Consider the following 15,233-nt stretch of genomic DNA (forward strand, 5'->3'; position numbering starts at 1 on the left):
TCGTCACTTCCACCTTTTTCAGAAACTTGTTATCGCGAGCCTTCCTGTGCTTCAGGCTGCAAACCAAATCTGTTGAGGGCGAAGATGGAAATATCCAGCTCACTTTCGCCTGTCATAGCCAGTTGGCTCAACACTTCTCCCATGACACTGCCAAATTTGAAACCGTGTCCGGAAAACCCGCAGGCAAAAATAATACGGCTGTCTTCCGGATGAACATCAACGATAAAATCATTATCGCTTGAAAGTGTGTATAGACACGTTTTGCCTTGCTCCAGTTTGCCATTTGCCTGAGGCAAGTAACGTTCCAGCCCTTCCCGCAAGTCGTTTTCATCTGTTTCGTATAATCCAAAGTTTTGCGTTTGACGATCTGGATCGATCGGCTGCCCACCATCGGATCTCCCAATTTTGACCCCGCCACCATTCAACTTAGGAAAACCATAAAATTTCTTATTCTGATCTTCTACAAAAAAAGCAGGGAAATTAACAGCATCGTACAAGTCGGAAGGTGCTTCAAACCAAGCAACAGCTTTGCGAGTGGGTTGAAGCGGCAGCGTTAAATCCGGCAACAGCTTTGCCGCCCAGGCTCCCGCCGTGACAATGACTTTCTTGGCATAAAATGTCGCACGTTCAGTGGAAATCTTGACACCTTGTTCATCATTCAGGTCTATGTGCTGAACCCTTGTATTTGGAACGAAGCTCGCACCATGTGCAAGAGCGGTTTCTTTATAGGCCAGAATGGCATTTTCACTGTACAGAATGCCCGACTGTGTTTCAAAGCAGCCAATAAAATGATCCGGTACAGAAAATCCAGGCCATCTCGCATTAACTTCCAAGCCCGTCATCAGCTCTAACAAAAGGTTATGCTTCTCCGCAGAAGCCATCATCTCCACTAAAAAAGGCGAATCTTCCGGACCCAGGCCGATTACGCCGGTATTTTCAAAAATTTTATATCCTGTTTGCTGTTCCAGTTCTTGCCACAATTGCTGGGCCCGTTTTACTAACGTTACGTACTGCCTGCCTTCCCCATACGCATGACGGATCAAGCGGGTATCGCCGTGATGGCTGCCATGGCTATGCGGCGGATCGAAGGCATCTATCAAGACAGTCTTTACTTTTTGCTGCGCCAAAAAAGCACCAGCCGCCATTCCCATCGTTCCTGCACCAATTATCGCCACTTCAAAAACAGCTTGTTTAGTCATTTTCTCGCTCCATTCTTTGTGGAAAAAAGTCAGTTTCAAAATAACAGCTTTATGAAAAATCGCATGTGAATTATTAATAGATCGTATGGAAGATTTGATGGATTGTCAATCGTTCATTGTGCGCCTTGCCCCTTCCATCCTTTAGACAAGTCCATATTTGAAGCAAAATGTGTTTGACAAGAGAGGCAATGTCCCATACTATCGTTAATATGCAAAAACTAAATAACTTATCAAGAGAGACCGAGGGACAGGCCCTATGACGTCCAGCAACCATCATTTGTATGAGAGGTGCTAATTCCTGCAGAGTGTTTTATTCTGAGAGATAAGAATTCGGCCAAAACCTCTTTCCTATTGGAAGAGGTTTTTTTATTTAACAAGAAAATTGCGTAGACACGCTACTCGGGACAGCAGCCGCGTGACTTGCGCCCAATTCCAAAGTGTACTTATTTGATAGACCGACAGCTTCTTTAGATCCAGAGTTGTTGCAATAAGCTTGAATGTGGAAAGGATGTTGTGGAATGAACCCGATCGAACAAATTTTAAATCACTTCCCTATTGTTATTGTTGATGGTGCAATGGCGACAGAGCTTGAGGAGTATGGCTGCAATTTACATGATCGTCTATGGTCGGCAAAAGTGCTCATGGAAAATCCCGAGCTAATCAAAAAAGTTCACTTGGACTATTTCCACGCCGGTGCAGACTGCGCCATCACCGCCAGCTACCAGGCAACGACTGAAGGATACAAAGAAAAAGGATTGAGCGAGGACGAAGCAAACAGCCTGATCGGAAAATCGGTGAAACTTGCAGCAGAGGCCCGGGATGAATTTTGGAGCAGGGTGGAAAACCGGTCGAACAGGCCAAAGCCAATTGTGGCTGCCTCTGTCGGCCCATATGGTGCTTTTCTTTCAGATGGCTCTGAATACCGCGGCGATTATGCGGTAAGCGAACAGGAACTAATAAATTTCCATAAGGAACGGATCCGTATATTGATCGATGCAGGTGCAGATATTTTAGCGTGTGAAACCATTCCTTGCTTGGCAGAAGCCAAAGCAATTGTGGCAGTATTAAAGGAATTTCCAGAGGTCTATGCGTGGTTCAGTTTTAGCGCAAAAGATGAACGTCATATAAGTGATGGAGACAAAATCTCAAAGTGTGCAGAGTGGCTGGACAAACAACCGCAAGCAGCCGCAATTGGCATCAATTGTTCAGCACCCCACCTAATCGAATCGCTGATTAAAGAAGTGAAAAGCCAAACGGCGAAACCCATCATTGTGTATCCGAATTCAGGTGAAGAATATGATCCGTCGAGCAAGACCTGGGGTGAAGGAACTTCAGTAAATCAATTTACCTTGAATACACGCCAATGGTATGAAGCAGGTGCCCACATGATTGGAGGGTGCTGCAGAACAACACCAGGAGACATTGCAGGCATTGCGGCCTGGGCGCGTGAATAAAGATTAAGATCCGTCGAGCTTGATCTTAAGATTTCAATTTCTTTTGATAACCGATAAACTTAATAGATACAAGCTCACAAAGGGGAATACATATGAATGAAATTATCCAGCAGAAGTTAATCGGCATAGAGGAAAAATTTAATGTGAAGGTGTTATACGCTGTTGAATCTGGAAGTCGGGCATGGGGATTTCCTTCAAAAGACAGTGATTACGATGTTCGGTTTATTTATATTCATTTGCCGGCATGGTACCTCTCGATTGATCCACAAGGAAGTGCTGTAAAGAGAGACGTGATTGAAGAACCGATTAGTGAGTTATTGGACATAAGTGGCTGGGAGTTGACTAAAGCACTTCGCCTGTTTCGAAAAAGCAATCCACCGCTTTTGGAATGGCTGCGAAGCGACATCATCTATTATCAAAAAGACTCGTTTATTGATCACATGCGCTCTTTGGAGTCAGATGTATTTTATCCGAATTCTATGCTATACCATTATTTAAACATGGCAAAAAACAATTACCAGGAATATCTTCAGGGGCCAGAAGTCAAAATCAAAAAATATTTTTATGTGCTGCGCCCAATCTTGGCATGCAACTGGATTGAAAAGTACAATACGACACCACCAATTGGCTTCAATGAATTAATGGAAGATATCGTTCCTACAGGTGAATTGAAAAAACAAATTGAACGATTGTTGAAACGTAAACTGGCAGGCGACGAAATGGATTTAGAGGATCGCATTGAGGTGATTAACGATTTTTTGGAAAGCGAAATGGAACGGCTCGAGGAGTATACAAGAAACCTTGTGGTTGAGGTAGAGGATCCGACGGAAATGCTGGACGAATTGTTTAGAGATACTTTGCAGGAGACCTGGAAATAATCAATTTATCGGATGAATATCTATTCCTAATAAATCAAAAAGAGATTTTTGGGGGAAACTGAGCCTCATTGAAATGGAAAGTTTATCAAGACAAACCCCGCAGCTGGAATAGGTATCCAAAAGATGACTTCGGTAGTTCACCGAAGTCATCTTTTTTTATAGTGTCCATCACTTGGAGGGTCAGTTCAGCTGGTGACTTTCTTTCTTTTCAAAAGTTTATGGATATGGCGGAAGAGAGGGGCTTCAATGTTGTTAATGAAATAAAGAGATATTGTGACAAAAGCCGAAAAGTGACTGTAAAAGATTCGAAAAGAGAATAATTGAACAATATTTATATGATATATTATTAAAATAAATAAAAAATGTGAAATTAATAGTTTTGTTGTAATATTATTCCAATAAACATAGGCGGAGGAAATCTTTTTGTTTGATCTTATTGATAACTTGTTCATAAATTTATGTGTTCTCATTGCCTTGATTTTTATTTATTTGCAACTTAGAAAGAAACTTGGATTAGATGAGTCTTACAGAAAAGCCGTACTGGCTGACGGAATAGCAGGGGGAGCATTAGGATTTTTGCTGATGTATTTCTCTATACAAGTAACAACTGAAACTATCGTAGATTTGCGATTTATACCGGTTATGCTGCTTGTCCTTTTTTTAGGGATACCCCAAGCTACTATCAGTGCAGTAGTTATTATATTTGGAAGGTTCATTTTTGGCCTGACGACATCAGCTTTTGCTGCCGCCATCTTAATGATCGCTTTAATCATCGGCTTCATCATTATTCATAAGCTATTTAAAAAATTTAGTGCTAATGCAAGTTCTTATAAAAAGGGTTTTGCGATGATTCTGTTTTCAAACATTGTCTTCAGCATAGTCATTAGCATTCTTATTAGTGATTTTCTTGTTTTGAAAAGTTTGATCCCTGTTTACTGGATTATTTCCATCATCGGTGGACTCATTTCGATTTTCTTTGTCGAGTACATTGGAAAAACACAGTACCTTTTAATGAAATATGAGCAAGAGTCCGTAACTGATTTTCTTACAGGTTTAAATAACGTCCGGCAATTTGATGCGGTATGGAATACATTAGTTGGAAGTGCAGCAGAAAAGAATGAAAAGCTCTCGTTGTTAATCATTGACATTGATCATTTTAAAAACGTCAATGACACATATGGCCACCCAGTTGGTGACAAAATCCTAAAAGAGCTTGGAAAAGTTTTAAAGAATACAAGCCGATCTTTTGATATTGTTTCGAGAAACGGTGGAGAGGAATTTTCTGTAATCTTGCCTGATTGCCAAAACGATCTGGCGGTAGAAATTGCTGAACGAATAAGAAAAGCGGTAGAAATTCACGATTTTAAAGTTTCTTCATTAGATTCTATCAACATTACGGTTTCGATCGGTGCAGCAACTTATCCAGAAACAGTAGCGGATACAAATCGCATAGTTGACACTGCTGATGAATGCTTATATAAAGCCAAACGTACTGGCAGAAATAGGGTTTGTGCCAGCTATTAATAAATAGAAAGAGATTGGGAATATTTCCAATCTCTTTTTTTCTTTCATCTGTTGAATTTTTAAATAAGCAAGCAGAGGTTGCAGCAGGGTGCGCCTAGAACTATCTTTACTTTATAAGTTTATTTCTTAATACTGAAAGTAGAAGGAAAGGCGATGAGTACGATGATTTTCAGTGAACGTTTGAAAAGCGAAAGAGAAAAAAAGGGGTGGTCGCAGGCGGAGCTTGCAGACAAAATTCATGTAAGCCGACAGTCCGTTTCAAAATGGGAAACCGGAAAAAATTACCCAAGCATTGAAGTGATTATCAATTTGAGTGACTTATTTGGCGTTACGATAGACGAACTGCTAAGGAGTGATGAAGAGTTGAAGGACAAAGTGATTCAAGACAGCAAGCAGCTGGCTCACCCAAAGTGGAAAGTTTTTTGCGATAGTGTGTTTATGTTAGGTGCCTTTTTGTTGGTGTCAAAAATCATCATTTTCGCGTCAAACTACTTTTTCGGAACATCCATTGTGATACCGGAAGGAGTGCCAAGATTCCTTTCCAACTTCCTGCCCTTATTTTTGATGGTGGCAGGCGGTATTGGATCGGATTATTTTAAGGACAAGTATATTTGAATAGAACCACCTAAAACCTTGCTGTTCAAGAGTTTTAGGTGGTTTTTTTAATTGGTGGAGTTTCAAGGCGCTCTCATATCTTTAGTTCCAGTGAAGGCATTTTCATATATTGTGTGGAATAAACTAAACAGAATCTATTTTGCAGACAACCATGTCAACTTACCAAAAGGAGACGATAAAATGAAACAACTCTACATCAAACAAAAAGCACTCAGCTTAAGCGGCAAATTCACGGTGAAAGATCAGCAGGAGAACGATGTTTATTATGTGGAAGGCAGCTTTATGCAAATTCCGAAGACCTTTTCCATTATGAATGCGGCAAGAGAAGAAGTGGCGCTCATTACGAAAAAGACGTTTAGTTTTCGGCCAAAGTTTTTTGTTGAAGTGAATGGCAAGGAACAATTGACGATTAAGAAAGAGTTTTCTGTGTTCAAAGCTCGCTATACAATAGAGGGCACAGGAATTGAGATTCGAGGAAACTGGTGGGACATGGATTTTCAAGTGGTGCAGTATGGAGAAGTAATTGGTCAGGTCAACAAGGAATGGTTCAAGTGGGGGGATAGTTACAAAGTCGAAATCCTGGATGAACAGATGCAGGAAGTTGTCATCGCAATAGTTGTCGCTATTGACTGCGTGAAAGCTGATGAAGCGGCATCAGCTTCGGCGGGTTCCATCTAGCCTCTAAGGCAGCCATTGGGATGGCTGTCTTTTATTATTGGAAAAATATCCACTTTTATTAGTAAATATGCTAAATTAAAGAAAAAAACTAGAGGAGAAAAATGTGGGATCCCAATTAACCGTTTATATCACATTGATTTGTACTTCAGGTGTACTCAGCTTGTATTTATGTGCTTCCGTATTTGCCGGAAGGCATAAATACACAAAAATCGCTTCCTTTTTTGTTTTTTACACTGCTTCTATCGCTATTTATTGTTTTGCGGCAGCCTTCGGCTTAGTGGCTACGAGCTTGGAAGAAATGAAATTCTGGACAGTCATCCAATACTTGGGCATGCCAATTTCTGCACCTCTTGGCTTGCTGTTTGTCCTGTATTATTTAGGCATTAAACTAAGTTGGCAAAGATGCGCTGCCTTGCTTACGATCCCTGTTGTCAGCTTTTTGATGGTGGCGACCAATGATTTTCATCATTTGCATTACCGCATCTTTGAAGTAGATCCGATTCTGGGGATTCCTTACATTCATCAGGAAATCGGCGTATGGTATCTGGTTCACGGTGGGTTTACTTTTGCTTGCATGCTAATTCCTACTTTATTTATCCTCTTCCGATGGCGGGAAACGACGTCGACATATCGTCCGCAGCTGGTCGCTTTGTTTTTCGGTCAATTTGTTCCGATGGCGACGGCGTTTATTTATTTACTTGGCTGGACGCCTCCTGGCATTGATCCCGTACCCATGGTGTTGTGGATGACTTCGCTCTTGTATTTATGGTCCATCAATTCATCGCGGCTGTTCAAAGTCATGCCGATTGCAAAAGATACGGTTTTCAACAGTATCAATGATGGCGTACTAGTATTAGACGAGGATCATCGGCTGATTGAGTTTAATCGGGCTGCGAAAAAAATGTTTCCGGAACTGGACAGGTCATTGCATGGCGCCGAGTTTGAAAAACTCTGGCTGGAGTTAACACTGGAAGTTCCTCCATTTAAAGTAGAAACAACAGAATCAATGCAAGAACTTCAGCTAACGAGGCAAAAATCGAAATACACCTACCAAGTCCGAATTTCTTCAATGGCTTATGTGGGCAACACCACTGGCTTTTTGTTGATTTTCACCGACATCACAGAGTTGAAAAAGCTGCAGGTACAGCTGGAGCGGCAGGCTTATTATGACGAGCTGACAGGTATCTTTAATCGTCGTGCCTTTTATACGCAATGTTCTCAGCAAGTTGAAGATGCACAAGCAAATAAACAGCCATTTGCTGTCGCTTTGATTGATATTGATCACTTTAAATTGGTAAATGATACGTATGGCCATCATGTTGGTGATCAAATGCTGCAACATGTTGTTGAGGTTTGTAAATTGCAATTGGGCGGAGAGGTTTTGTTTGCCAGATATGGTGGAGAAGAATTTGTATTGGCAATAGGAAACCATACAGTAACGGAAGGCTTCGAGATGGTTGAAAGGGTCCGTCAAAGTGTAGAGCAAACGCCTTTGACCGTAGGCGATCTAAGAATTGCTGTGACTATCAGTATAGGTGTCGCGTCACTTGAAAGCGGCGAGACAGCATCTCTGCAAGTTCTTCTGAACAACGCAGACATTGCACTGTATTCAGCTAAAGAAAAAGGGCGCAACCGAGTCCAAATGCATGCAATGGCGGAAGAAACAGTCGGAAAGTAAGCCATTTTCTAACTCATTTTAAGCTGTCGAGCCATCGACAGCTTTTTTACGTTGTGGCTGAAAATACACTTTTGTCACGACAAGCCCGACAAAGTTGACTTTCCTTACAGTTGAATACGCTTCCATATAAGGTCTATGATGGAGGAACATTACAACTATAGTTTGGAGGAGAAGATCACATGAACGATTCAAAAATGAAGATTCGCGTGCAAAAGTTCGGTAATTTCCTGAGCTCGATGGTGTTGCCGAACATTGGTGCGTTTATTGCATGGGGATTGATTACAGCACTTTTTATCCCTACCGGATTTATTCCTAATGAAAACTTGGCTTCACTAGTAGGGCCAATGGTTACTTACATGTTGCCGCTTCTGATCGGTTATACAGGAGGGCGTTTGATTTATGATCAGCGTGGTGGAGTAGTCGGAACCATTGCGACCATGGGTGTTATTGTCGGAGCTCCCGATACACCAATGTTCTTGGGTGCCATGATCATGGGGCCGCTTGGTGCTTATGTCATCATGAAATTTGACCAATTGATTGAAGGAAAAATTCGTACTGGTTTTGAAATGCTGGTTAACAACTTTTCTGCAGGTATTTTGGGTGGCGCACTTGCCATTCTTGCATTCCTTGGCGTCGGACCGGCTGTAAGTTCGTTTACAAGCGTTCTGGTTTCAGGTGTGGACTGGTTACTTGCTGCAGGCTTATTGCCGCTGACAAGTATTTTGATTGAACCGGCGAAAATTCTATTCTTGAATAACGCCATCAACCACGGTGTGTTAACACCAATCGGCTTGGAGCAAGTTCAGCAGACAGGGAAATCAATCCTGTTCTTACTGGAAGCCAACCCTGGACCTGGACTCGGAGTACTTCTTGGGTTTATGCTGTTTGGCAAAGGCATCGCGAAGCAATCAGCTCCTGGTGCAGCGATTATCCATTTCTTTGGAGGCATTCACGAAATTTATTTCCCTTACGTATTGATGAAGCCAATGTTGTTACTGGCTGTTATTTTCGGAGGCATGAGCGGAGTCTTTACACTTGTATTAATGGGTGGCGGATTGGTTGCTCCTGCATCACCAGGAAGCATCCTGGCTATTGCGGCAGTTACACCGCCTGAAGGCATGGCTTACTTGGCCAACTTCACTGCAGTCTTTGTAGCAACGGCCGTTTCGTTTGCTATCTCGGCAGTCGTTTTAAAAACTAGCAAGCAAACAGATGAAGATATGGACGAAGCAACAAAGAAAATGGAACAAATGAAAGGTAAAAAAAGTTCTATTTCCCGGGAAATAACGTCACCTGTAGGTGCTGGGACTGGCGTGTTCCCATCAAATGTACAAAAAATTGTGTTTGCTTGTGATGCGGGAATGGGATCGAGTGCAATGGGTGCTTCTCTTCTGCGCAAAAAAGTAAAAGAAGCAGGGCTGGGCGTATCGGTTTCGAATACAGCCATCAGCACGATTCCAACCGATTCTCAAATTGTGATCACACAGGAAAAACTGACGCCGCGTGCCGAAAACAAGGTGCCGGATGCGTACCATATTTCAGTTGATAACTTCTTATCAAGTCCGGAATACGATAAACTGATCGACCGTCTGCAAAATGATGGCACAAGTGATCAGCATGGATTGGTAGAAGAACAAGCAGCACCGCATAATGTAGAAGATGATCAGCTCCTATTGGAGGAAAACGTCTTTATTGGACAAAAATTCCGTACCAAAGAAGAAGCAATCCGATTTGCTGGCCAGGCTTTGGTCGATGCTGGATACGTTGAACCGTCTTATGTGGACGAAATGCTGAAGCGTGAGGAAATCACAACAACTTACATGGGCAACAATGTTGCAATTCCCCATGGAACAGAAGAAGCAAAAAAATCTGTCATAAAATCAGGCTTTACTGTCGTTCAGGTTCCAAATGGAGTAGACTTTAATGGAGAAAGTGCAAAAATGATTTTTGGCATCGCTGGCAAGGACGGTACACATCTGGAAATCCTTTCAGGAATCGCTGTCATTTGTGCAGAGCAGGACAATGTAGATCAGCTGGTAAATGCAAAAACGGCAAAAGAATTAGTAGCCATCATTAACAGCAATTAAATAGCAGCAACAGAAAGGCGGGGATTCCTGCCTTTTTGTTCTATCTGCCTTTTCCGGTCTTGAAGAAAGTATCCAAAAGCGAGAGGAGTGAGCCGCATGTTTATCACGTTTAGGGAAAAGTCCATTATAGAACTGATTGTCAGAACCTCTGGAAAACATACGGTGCATTCGCTGTCTTCGTATTTGGATGTCAGTGCCCGGACCATTCAGCGTGACTTAAAGTCGGTGGGGAAAATGCTGCAGCAATTTGAACTAACAGTGGAACGAACCGGGGATGAAGGCCTTTTCGTGGCAGGGAAAAATGAGCAGGTTTACCGTCTGATTCAAAATTTGGCAACAGCCAGTCCTGCAGACGAAACTCCTGAAGAAAGAAAGTTGAAATTGCTGGTGATTTTATTGCACGAAGGCCCATTTTTTAAACGGCAGATGCTGGCTGGCCGATTGGGCATCAGCACCGCTACCTTAGCTGCTTATTTAGATGACGTAACGGATTGGCTGCGAAAGTTTTCAGTAGGGGTGTCACGGACAAGAGGCGTCGGTGTGGAAGTGGATGGTGAAGAAGCCAACAAGCGGCATGCACTTGGCAGCTATGTTCTGGCTTATTTCTATGAAGAGATGATTGAGAGTTTGTATTTTTTGCAGCAAGGGAAAAACCAGGGAGAGAAAGTTCTTGGGTATTTTTCTCCGGAATACTTGGCAGCCGTGGATCAATTGGTGGATCAAAAAATCAATAAAGAACAAACCCGGCTGGCAGACAGCGATTATATGGGCTTAGTCGTCTACAGCTGCCTGTCTCTTCAACGGACAGAAGCCGGCTTTGTACTGGATCCGGCAGACCAAACAGCGAGTGATTCAGACAACGAATACCGGCTAATGGAGAATATGGGAAAAGAGTTGCAAGAGCGGCTTTCAGTTGCCTTGACTGGAGCCGATGTGCATTTTTTAACCATGATTTTAAAAGGCTCGAAAGTGCAGGCAGCGGATTTGGCGTATTATGACAGTGTAGTGCTCGGCAGAATGATCAAAAACCTGATACGCGATGTTTCAGAACAGCTGCATGTTGACTTGATTGATGACTTTTCGCTGTATCAGGGATTGCTTGCGCACATGGGTCCTTCCATTTTCCGTTTAAACCAAAAGCTCGAATCTTACAATCCACTGACGGATGAGATCAAACGGAAATACCCGGTGCTGTTTATGGCCGTTAAGCAGGGTCTGGAAAACGAGTTTAAGAATCTGGAGTTTTCACCTGATGAGACGGCCTTTATCGTGCTTCATTTTGGATCAGCTTTGCTAATGAAGGAAGAGAAGGTTCGAATTGATGCGGTGGTTATTTGCCCGACCGGCATTGGGACGTCGAAGATGCTGGCAAGCCGCATCCAAAAAGAACTGCCGGAAATCAATTCAGTGGAAATCCTGTCCATCAATGATTTTCAAACAGCCCATTTTCAGGACTACGATTTGGTGATTTCGACCATCCGGCTGCCGGTGACAGAAGTGGATTACATTATGGTGAGCCCACTGCTGAGCGATCGGGATATTGGCTACATCGAAAGCTATTTGCAAAATAATGTGGAAAAAATCACGCGCAAAAAGCAATACTTGAATCCAGGAAATCCAAGCGGCCACTTAATACCGAAAGGACGGCCCAATATACAAAATGTCTTGCGGGAGATAAAAGAAGTGCAGGGCAGCATAGATGCAATTTTGGCCAGTTTTAAAGTGATGCACAAACATCTTGCAACGGATTATTGGGAAGTCTTGCAAGAAGTGGTTGAACTGGCGGAAGCGGATGGATTGGTTACAAATGCCGCCTCTACGATGAACGAATTGAAAGAGCGTGAAAAAAAAGGCGGATTGGGGATTCCAAATACCAATATGGCTCTTTTTCACGGCCGCGATGATTCCATTCAACAACCTGTTTTTCAAATCGTCCATTTGGACAATTCGCTTATGGTCAAAGGAATGGACGGCGCAAGCATGCAGATGAAAAACTTGCTGCTGATGCTTGCGCCTGAAATGTTGACGGGCAGAGAGCAGGAGGTCTTAAGCTTAATCAGTACCAGCTTGATCGAAAGTGATGTATCGATGATGATTTTTTCGTCTTCCAACGAGAAAGTGATCCGCCAAAAACTAGAAGATATTTTCTTGGAGTATCTACAAAATAATTTGATAAAGGGATGATGATTAATGAAACAAGCCATTCATTTTGGAGCAGGAAACATTGGCAGAGGATTTATTGGCGCTTTATTTTCCGAATCAGGCTACCACGTGACATTTGTGGATGTGGCCGAGCAAGTAATCAATAAGTTGAATGAAGAAGGAAGCTACAAGGTAAATATGGCTCAGTTGCAGGAAGAATCGATCACCATTGAAAACGTATCGGGCATTAACAACATGACGAACGAACATGATGTTATTGACGCGATTCAACAAGCGACGTACTTAACGACAGCGATCGGGCCCAACATTTTGCCAAGAATCGCACCGCTGATTGCCCGTGGCCTGGCCAAACGCGTAGCAGCAACAGATGAAAAAATTTACGTCATTGCCTGTGAAAACCAAATTGGCGCAACGGACATCCTTAAGCAGCACATCATGGACAATCTTGACGAAGAAGCAAAGAGACAGCTGGATGGGAAAGTGTACTTCTTTAATTCAGCGGTTGACCGCATTGTGCCAATTCAGGACCAAAGTTCACTAGACGTTTTGGTGGAACCTTATTTTGAGTGGGTTGTGGAAACGACTGAAGACATTCCTCATGTAGCTGGCATGAAAATGGTCGAAGACCTTGCTCCGTTCATCGAGCGCAAATTGTTTACCGTAAACACAGGCCATGCCGTAATCGCGTATCTCGGTTACCTTGCTGGAAAATCCACCATCGATGAAACTTTAGCTGATGAAAAAATTGTGGACCAAGTTAGAGAAACCCTCAAAGAAACAGGGGCTTATCTGGTGAAGGAATACGGCATTGATGAAGAAGAGCATTTGGCTTATATCAACAAGAATATTGAGCGTTTTAAAAACGCCTATTTGAATGACGGCGTGACACGTGTTGGCCGTGCGCCCATCCGTAAATTGGGTCCTGAAGACCGGTTGATTCGTCCGGCTACACAAGCGCAAAAAGCAGGATTGCCATATAGCTACTTGGCCAATGCCATTGCAGCAGCACTGTTGTTTGATTACCCGGAAGACGAAGAAGCGATGCAAATTCAGGAAGAAATCCGGAAGTCTGGACCAGCTGCTGCGCTAAAAACGTTCAGCGGCTTGTCGGAAGACAACGAGATCACTAAAGAAGTGGTTCGCCAGTATGAATTGTTGCAAGTCCAAAAGCATTAAAATAACTGAAATCAAAATGACAGACATGCATCCGCATGTCTGTCATTTTGTGTTTTAGAAAGCTCTGGGGCTTAGCAGGGCATCTTACTTTTGTACTGGCACCGATTGGGTTATACTTGACAGGCAAAACCAGAAGAGTACAATCAAAAAATGTGATATAATTATACAATTGAAGCAGAAAAGGTGCGTTTCGATTGAGCCTGGCTTTTTGTATTATTTGATCAGGAGCAATAGCACCTATATGCAAATATACGGGATAAGGAAGGTTATAATGGACAACCAACAGAAAAAAAGAAATATCATATTAATCGGCGCGGGAGTCATGAGCGCGACTTTAGGGTCAATGCTTAAAGAACTTGCACCGGATTGGAATATTAAAGTATTTGAGAAATTAGAAAAAGCAGGATCAGAAAGCTCGAACGAATGGAACAACGCCGGAACAGGGCACGCTGCACTGTGCGAACTTAACTATACACCCGAGCAGGCTGACGGTTCTGTCGATATCAAAAAAGCTATCAATATTAACGAGCAGTTCCAGTTATCAAGACAGTTCTGGTCATTTCTTGTAAACAACAAACGCATTGCCAATCCACAGGACTTTATCATGTCGATTCCGCACATGAGCATGGTGCAGGGAGAAGACAACGTCCGTTTCCTGAACACGCGTTTTAATGCATTGTCTAAGAGCCCCCTATTCAAAGGGATGGAATATACAGCTGATCCGGCAAAATTGAAAGAATGGATTCCGCTTATTATGGAAGGCCGTTCTACCAATGATGCAATCGCAGCAACCAAAATCGATTCTGGAACTGACGTCAACTTCGGCGCGTTAACAGAAATGCTGTTTGATCACTTGAAAGAAGAGCAGGTCGAGATTAATTACAACCACGCAGTCAAAGACATTAAACGCAGCGGCGACGGCATGTGGGAAGTAAAAGTGGAAGATCTTGCAAACGATAAAATCGAATACCACAGTGCCGACTTTGTCTTTATTGGCGGCGGCGGTGGAAGCTTGCCATTGCTCCAAAAAACAGGCATTCCAGAATCCAAGCATATCGGCGGATTCCCGGTAAGCGGGATGTTCCTGGTCTGCAACGATCCGGAAATCGTCGAACAGCATCACGCAAAAGTATACGGAAAAGCGAAAGTCGGAGCTCCTCCGATGTCCGTGCCGCATTTGGACACACGCTTTATCGACAACAAGAAATCATTGTTGTTCGGACCGTTCGCAGGGTTTTCACCGAAATTCCTGAAAACAGGTTCGAACATGGACTTGATCGGATCTGTTAAACCGAACAACGTCTTTACAATGCTGGCTGCAGGCGCAAAAGAGATGTCTTTAACAAAATATCTGATCCAGCAAGTCTTGCTGTCGAATGAAAAGCGCGTAGAAGAATTGCGCGAATTTATTCCGACTGCCAAACTTGAAGATTGGGATGTTGTTGTAGCCGGACAACGTGTACAAGTTATCAAGGATACGGACAAAGGCAAAGGAACCTTGCAGTTTGGTACAGAAATTGTCACAGCTGCCGATGGTTCAGTTGCAGCGTTGCTTGGAGCTTCTCCAGGTGCCTCTACGGCTGTTCACGCGATGCTTGAAATCTTCAAAAAATGTTTCCCGGACGAAGTAGGCGGCTGGGAACCGAAAATTAAAGAAATGATTCCATCATATGGCGTATCCTTGTCTGAAAACCCTGAGCTTCTTCAGGAAATTCATACATTAACAGCGAAAGCACTTCAGCTGGACGAAAAAAGCCCAGTAGGAATATAAAATAATTGGT

The 15,233-nt window shown here is 42.9% G+C and carries 11 protein-coding genes and 1 riboswitch; of the genes, 10 read left to right on the forward strand and 1 reads right to left on the reverse strand.

Going from position 1 to position 15,233, the window contains the following annotated elements; translation table 11 throughout:
• Positions 1 to 29: 29 nt before the first annotated feature.
• Complete coding sequence (gene solA / locus AC4EHK_RS00325; protein ID WP_490976811.1) at positions 30 to 1,199, reverse strand: N-methyl-L-tryptophan oxidase; 1,170 nt, start codon at positions 1,197 to 1,199, stop codon at positions 30 to 32.
• A 224-nt stretch (positions 1,200 to 1,423) separates the two neighbouring features.
• Positions 1,424 to 1,528: riboswitch (SAM riboswitch) on the forward strand.
• A 189-nt stretch (positions 1,529 to 1,717) separates the two neighbouring features.
• Between solA and mmuM the strand changes: the two genes are divergently transcribed.
• The 10 genes from mmuM to AC4EHK_RS00375 all read left to right on the forward strand — a co-directional run bounded on the left by mmuM (position 1,718) and on the right by AC4EHK_RS00375 (position 15,223).
• Positions 1,718 to 2,653 (forward strand): homocysteine S-methyltransferase, encoded by a 936-nt coding sequence (gene mmuM, locus AC4EHK_RS00330; protein WP_490976812.1) that lies wholly within the window; start codon positions 1,718 to 1,720, stop codon positions 2,651 to 2,653.
• Between the two features lie 92 nt (positions 2,654 to 2,745).
• Positions 2,746 to 3,531, forward strand: coding sequence for a nucleotidyltransferase domain-containing protein (locus tag AC4EHK_RS00335; protein WP_490976813.1), 786 nt, complete (start codon positions 2,746 to 2,748; stop codon positions 3,529 to 3,531).
• Between the two features lie 423 nt (positions 3,532 to 3,954).
• Positions 3,955 to 5,055, forward strand: a complete 1,101-nt coding sequence (locus AC4EHK_RS00340) for a diguanylate cyclase (protein ID WP_490976814.1) — start codon at positions 3,955 to 3,957, stop codon at positions 5,053 to 5,055.
• 162 nt (positions 5,056 to 5,217) lie between these two features.
• Complete coding sequence (locus tag AC4EHK_RS00345; RefSeq protein ID WP_490977899.1) at positions 5,218 to 5,670, forward strand: helix-turn-helix domain-containing protein; 453 nt, start codon at positions 5,218 to 5,220, stop codon at positions 5,668 to 5,670.
• A gap of 180 nt (positions 5,671 to 5,850) precedes the next feature.
• Complete coding sequence (locus tag AC4EHK_RS00350; RefSeq protein WP_490976815.1) at positions 5,851 to 6,348, forward strand: LURP-one-related/scramblase family protein; 498 nt, start codon at positions 5,851 to 5,853, stop codon at positions 6,346 to 6,348.
• Between the two features lie 103 nt (positions 6,349 to 6,451).
• Positions 6,452 to 8,026 carry a histidine kinase N-terminal 7TM domain-containing diguanylate cyclase gene (locus tag AC4EHK_RS00355; protein WP_490976816.1) on the forward strand — a complete coding sequence of 525 codons (1,575 nt, stop codon included), beginning with the start codon at positions 6,452 to 6,454 and terminating at the stop codon, positions 8,024 to 8,026.
• 179 nt (positions 8,027 to 8,205) lie between these two features.
• On the forward strand, positions 8,206 to 10,113 hold the full coding sequence (locus tag AC4EHK_RS00360) for a PTS mannitol transporter subunit IICBA (RefSeq protein ID WP_490976817.1): 1,908 nt from the start codon (positions 8,206 to 8,208) through the stop codon (positions 10,111 to 10,113).
• 96 nt (positions 10,114 to 10,209) lie between these two features.
• On the forward strand, positions 10,210 to 12,297 hold the full coding sequence (locus AC4EHK_RS00365; protein WP_490976818.1) for a BglG family transcription antiterminator: 2,088 nt from the start codon (positions 10,210 to 10,212) through the stop codon (positions 12,295 to 12,297).
• 6 nt (positions 12,298 to 12,303) lie between these two features.
• Positions 12,304 to 13,452, forward strand: coding sequence for a mannitol-1-phosphate 5-dehydrogenase (locus AC4EHK_RS00370; protein ID WP_490976819.1), 1,149 nt, complete (start codon positions 12,304 to 12,306; stop codon positions 13,450 to 13,452).
• 271 nt (positions 13,453 to 13,723) lie between these two features.
• The gene (locus AC4EHK_RS00375; protein ID WP_490976820.1) at positions 13,724 to 15,223 is read left to right on the forward strand and encodes a malate:quinone oxidoreductase; all 1,500 of its coding nucleotides are present in this window, start codon (positions 13,724 to 13,726) and stop codon (positions 15,221 to 15,223) included.
• Positions 15,224 to 15,233: the final 10 nt, after the last annotated feature.

It is taken from the genome of Planococcus sp. TJ-307, assembly GCF_058268435.1.

What these genes read in the sequence shown, in the direction of transcription:
- AC4EHK_RS00335 (WP_490976813.1), top strand. Translation starts at nt 2,746, where the DNA reads ATGAATGAAATTATCCAGCAGAAGTTAATCGGCATAGAGGAAAAATTT.
- AC4EHK_RS00365 (WP_490976818.1), top strand. Translation starts at nt 10,210, where the DNA reads ATGTTTATCACGTTTAGGGAAAAGTCCATTATAGAACTGATTGTCAGA.
- AC4EHK_RS00360 (WP_490976817.1), top strand. Translation starts at nt 8,206, where the DNA reads ATGAACGATTCAAAAATGAAGATTCGCGTGCAAAAGTTCGGTAATTTC.
- solA (WP_490976811.1), bottom strand. Translation starts at nt 1,199, where the DNA reads ATGACTAAACAAGCTGTTTTTGAAGTGGCGATAATTGGTGCAGGAACG.
- AC4EHK_RS00345 (WP_490977899.1), top strand. Translation starts at nt 5,218, where the DNA reads ATGATTTTCAGTGAACGTTTGAAAAGCGAAAGAGAAAAAAAGGGGTGG.
- AC4EHK_RS00350 (WP_490976815.1), top strand. Translation starts at nt 5,851, where the DNA reads ATGAAACAACTCTACATCAAACAAAAAGCACTCAGCTTAAGCGGCAAA.
- mmuM (WP_490976812.1), top strand. Translation starts at nt 1,718, where the DNA reads ATGAACCCGATCGAACAAATTTTAAATCACTTCCCTATTGTTATTGTT.
- AC4EHK_RS00370 (WP_490976819.1), top strand. Translation starts at nt 12,304, where the DNA reads ATGAAACAAGCCATTCATTTTGGAGCAGGAAACATTGGCAGAGGATTT.
- AC4EHK_RS00375 (WP_490976820.1), top strand. Translation starts at nt 13,724, where the DNA reads ATGGACAACCAACAGAAAAAAAGAAATATCATATTAATCGGCGCGGGA.